The organism is Acidithiobacillus sp. HP-11, from assembly GCF_015100075.1.
Lineage (GTDB): Bacteria > Pseudomonadota > Gammaproteobacteria > Acidithiobacillales > Acidithiobacillaceae > Acidithiobacillus > Acidithiobacillus thiooxidans.
Genome location: NZ_JACKYY010000089.1, coordinates 1 through 4170 on the forward strand (window position 1 = coordinate 1; position 4170 = coordinate 4170).

4 protein-coding genes are annotated in these 4170 nt (G+C 46.4%); all 4 read right to left on the reverse strand.

The window, feature by feature from the left end; translation table 11 throughout:
* Positions 1 to 210 precede the first annotated feature (210 nt).
* The 4 genes from H7F08_RS14915 to H7F08_RS14930 are packed head-to-tail and all read right to left on the reverse strand — an operon-like array spanning position 211 to position 3931.
* Positions 211 to 495: a TadE/TadG family type IV pilus assembly protein gene (locus H7F08_RS14915; protein WP_227487910.1), complete on the reverse strand. Its 285-nt coding sequence runs from the start codon at positions 493 to 495 to the stop codon at positions 211 to 213.
* Positions 485 to 2254 carry an ATPase, T2SS/T4P/T4SS family gene (locus H7F08_RS14920; protein WP_031568728.1) on the reverse strand — a complete coding sequence of 590 codons (1770 nt, stop codon included), beginning with the start codon at positions 2252 to 2254 and terminating at the stop codon, positions 485 to 487. Before H7F08_RS14920 ends, H7F08_RS14915 begins: the two co-directional genes overlap by 11 nt.
* Positions 2255 to 2265: 11 nt before the next feature.
* Positions 2266 to 3615: a type II and III secretion system protein family protein gene (locus H7F08_RS14925; protein WP_031568726.1), complete on the reverse strand. Its 1350-nt coding sequence runs from the start codon at positions 3613 to 3615 to the stop codon at positions 2266 to 2268.
* A 16-nt stretch (positions 3616 to 3631) separates the two neighbouring features.
* A complete protein-coding gene (locus H7F08_RS14930; protein WP_193640973.1) occupies positions 3632 to 3931 on the reverse strand; it encodes a hypothetical protein in 300 nt (99 codons plus the stop codon).
* Between the last annotated feature and the right edge of the window lie 239 nt (positions 3932 to 4170).

The window sequence follows — 4170 nt, forward strand, 5'->3', positions numbered from 1 at the left end:
CTTGGGCTCGGAGATGTGTATAAGAGACAGTTATATCACGGAAGGCGGTTCTATTCATCGTTATCTGGCTGATTCACAATAAATAAAACAAGAAAAATAGGGTAACAAAATAGCGCCAAAATAAGTATAATTCATAGATAAATAATAATATTTAATGACCGACATTTTTGTTAACCATGCCGATTTTCCTCGCGGAAAAACGGTGAAACTTTAGTACAGAGGTGTCAGACCACGGGCCAGGGCTTCACGGATTGCTTCAGTGTTCGCACCGTGCAGCGTTCCTGCGCGCACAGCCTCCTGACTGGCCACTTCAAATTGCGCGCGAGCCTGATAAAGAAGGGCTCCTTGAAAAGTGCCGAGCAGGGCCAGCAGTAGAGTTGGCAGGGTGATGGCAAACTCTACGGCACTGACCCCACTTTCGCTAAGGGGTATAGCGACAATCTGCTCGACTACTGTGGGACCCGTCCGATCAAACAAATAAAAACTAGGCAACATAATGTTCTGCTCCCAATCCACGTTGTGGTTCAGGTGTCTGGAAAATTCCGAGATCAATAGGTAATCCCCGCTCGCGCATTACTTCATAAAATTCTGGTATAGCTCCTGTCGCCCTGAATGCACCACGCACTCTGCCTTCACTGTCGTAACCCTGTTGTTTGAAAGTGAATAACTCTTGCAGCTGGATGGTTCCGCTCTCGGTCCCGGTTACCTCGCAGATGCTGGTGACCTTGCGAGAGCCGCAGGAGAAACGGGTGATTTGTAGGATGACATCTACTGCTGAAGCAATTTGTTCCCGGATAGCGGTGAGTGGTAGATCCATGCCTGCCATCAGTACCATGACTTCCAGACGGGAGAGCATATCGCGGGGGCTGTTGGCGTGAGCCGTAGTAAGAGAGCCATCATGCCCTGTATTCATGGCTTGCAGCATGTCCAGTGCTTCACCACCGCGACATTCACCGACAACGATTCGATCGGGCCGCATACGCAAGGCATTACGTACCAGTTCCCGAATTGGTATTTGTCCTTTTCCTTCCATATTGGCAGGTCGGGCTTCAAGAGAAACGAGGTTTGGCTGGTAGAGACGCAATTCTGCAGCATCTTCAATAGTGACAATGCGCTCGTGCTCGGGAATATAGTTGGAAAGTACGTTCAGCAGGGTGGTTTTACCCGATCCTGTTCCTCCGGAAATAATCATGTTCTTACGCTGCTGGACACAAACCTGAACAAATTGCGCCATATCGGGTGCGATGGATTCATAAGCCATTATGTTCTCCATCTGCAGACGTTTTTTGGAAAATTTGCGGATGGTGATGCAGGCACCTTTGAGGGATAAAGGCGGGATAACAGCATTGACACGGGAGCCATCGGCAAGGCGCGCGTCCACTAACGGTGAGCTTTCATCAATGCGTCTACCGATAGGCGCAACAATTCGATCAATAATATGACGAACGGCTATTTCACTACTGAACAGGGCAGGCGCTGCCAGTAGCTTTCCTTGCCGTTCAATAAATATTTCGTCAAAGCGGTTTACCATGATTTCAGTAATGCTTTCATCAGCGAGAAAGTCTTCCAGTGGGCCCAGGCCAATGGCTTCATCCAGCACTTCTTTGGCAAGTCGTTGTCGATCAATGTCCGCTGATAGATTCATGCGCCAGACGATTTCGCGCACTAGTTCACCCACCATGCGGCGCAGTTCTTCAGTAGAAAGCGTGCTGAGATCAATGCGTCGTAAATCCATCTGACTACGGACTGATTCATGTACTTCCCGAACCATGCTGAGCCAGTGAGCGTCGTATACAGGGCGAGCTATCTGATCATTTTTGGAAATGTCCAATGCCATGGTTGTTAATTGTCGAGGAGTAAGAAGTGAGTCAGCATCGGATGGAATATCAATGGAACAAGGTATTTTATTACTTAAAAGAGCCGTTGCGGAATTGGCTTTGTCGACTTCTAAGATTTCGTCGTCAAAGCGGGGCAAGATCTGCAGACAGTATCCGGCGATAACAACTTCGTCTTGTGCACCCACTGGCCCATAGGCGCGCATGCGTTCACCATTGACCATGATCGTGGCGAAATTGCTGAGCCCTTCAACATATACTCCGCCGTGCTCGAAGTAAGCGCGTGCATGTTCTTTGCCAATGTTCCAGCCTTCCAGACGTAATTGAGCATACTCAGCCTTTCCCATGAGACATACCCCATCGCTGGGTGCAATAATTTGGGTTCCTGTTTTGGGATGTGATGCGCGGATCAGAAACATGATCTTCTCTCCTAACGAATAAGTCCTTTATCTGATCTGTGTTGGTACATATTTTCGAGATATTTTGCCTGAGAATCAGCATCAATATTCTCGCGTGAATCTGCTGTGATCACGGTGGGGGTAATTAGAAAAACTAATTCGGATTCGTTATCCCTGAAATCATCGGACTTAAAAAGGTAACCAATAATTGGTATGTTTCCAAATCCGGGAATTTTGCTACTATTTTTGGCAAGATTATGATCAACCAATCCTGACATTACCAGTGTTTCACCATCTTTCAGGTTGATTTCTGTTTGACTGCGATTGGTAAAAAATCCTGGCACGCCGCCAACCGTCAGTGAAGGGTCAATGTTGCTCACTTCCGTAAATATTTTGAGACCCACATTATGGCGATCATCGGCAACGGGTGAAAATTTCAGTCGAATTCCGAAGTCCTTAAAGATAACTGAGGTCTGACCAAAGCCTATGGCCAGTGGGATGGGTATTTGTCCGCCAGCAAGAAATTCAGCGGGTTCCTTGCTGCCGCTTTTGGCGCTTAATTTTGGATTGGCAATCTCATAAGCTTCACCATTTTGAAGCGCATAATTGATGCGTGAAGCCACGGAAGCTATGATGCCAAAGTTACTTGCAAATGGGGCCACTTTTAGCGGTAAATCAGTGATTCCGGAATTAGGAAATGAGAAGTTCGCTAAAGGCCCACCTGTACCATTACTGGTTGGAACTCCCATGCGGAAATAGGGATTAGAAGTAAAATCACCCACAATTCCAGCTTGTGGGCCGGCTATGGATTGATTCCAATTAACCCCGAGACTGCGGAAAAAATCTGTTTTCATCTTAAGTATCCGCACATCCAGAAGAACAACTTTTTCCATTCGCAGGGGTTCTTTTTCGGCGAGATTTACCACGTTTGGGTAAACTGCTTTGAGTTTTTCAATGCGAGACAGAGTTTCTTCAGAAAGGTTTTTTCCATCTATGATGATTTTGTCGCCGACAATCCTGACCTGAGTGTTGGGGCTGGCGGTCAGCAAGCTTGAAATTTCGTCCGCAGCATGTCCAATATCTTTGGGAGCGATTACTACCCGAGCAGCACTTTCTGTTCCGTTTTTGTACCATAAATGCAAATTGGTTTCTCCAGTACCCTCTGCAAGGAGTAATAATTCCTTGTTATCTACAAGTGTCACGCTCAATATTTTACCGTTACCAACCGCGACTCTTCTGATCGTGCTGGTCGGAATGATTTTGACCTGACCAGAATACATCGAAATGTTTTCTGATCGATTAAGAAGAGGATCTGCTGTGGCTACGGATAATGTTGATATATATAAGATGGCCGCAGTGAAAATATTGGTAACGGGTTTCATCAGAGGCTATTTCCTGTCAGGACTGAGGTAAAGGAGGAATATAGGAAAACGGTAAATATTGGATTTTTTGTTCAGCAGGGGAGACACTGTGCTCCTGATCGTGGTGCTCTTCGAAAGACGGGTTAGATTCAATCGTTCCATCATTTTTCTGTCCAGAAGTGGATATTTTAGTGATGTCCGCTGGGCCGTTCGAGGTTGTTCCACCCGCTATATATTCCACTCCTGCAGGAGGAATAGGTGGATAACCAATGATGTCATGCAAGGAAACACTACGCTTTGGCCATGTTGAATTTTTTTCATTACCACGTAAATCCATTCTGATTTCCCCGCTTTTTTGAGCAACCAAAATTTCTTGTGCTTGTAAAGGAGTCACTTCAAGGGTAATGGTGTTGTATCCCTGTGAAGAATTGTCAATATTGTTTTTGGAAAGTGGTTCCTCGTCATTTCAAGTGGGTAGCCTGAGATCCAGCTTGCCCAGGATCAGGTAGGCCATGTTGATAAAGTTCTTGTGCGTGCGGTAACCCCGAGCCTTGGCCTTGGCGGATTGAATGAGGC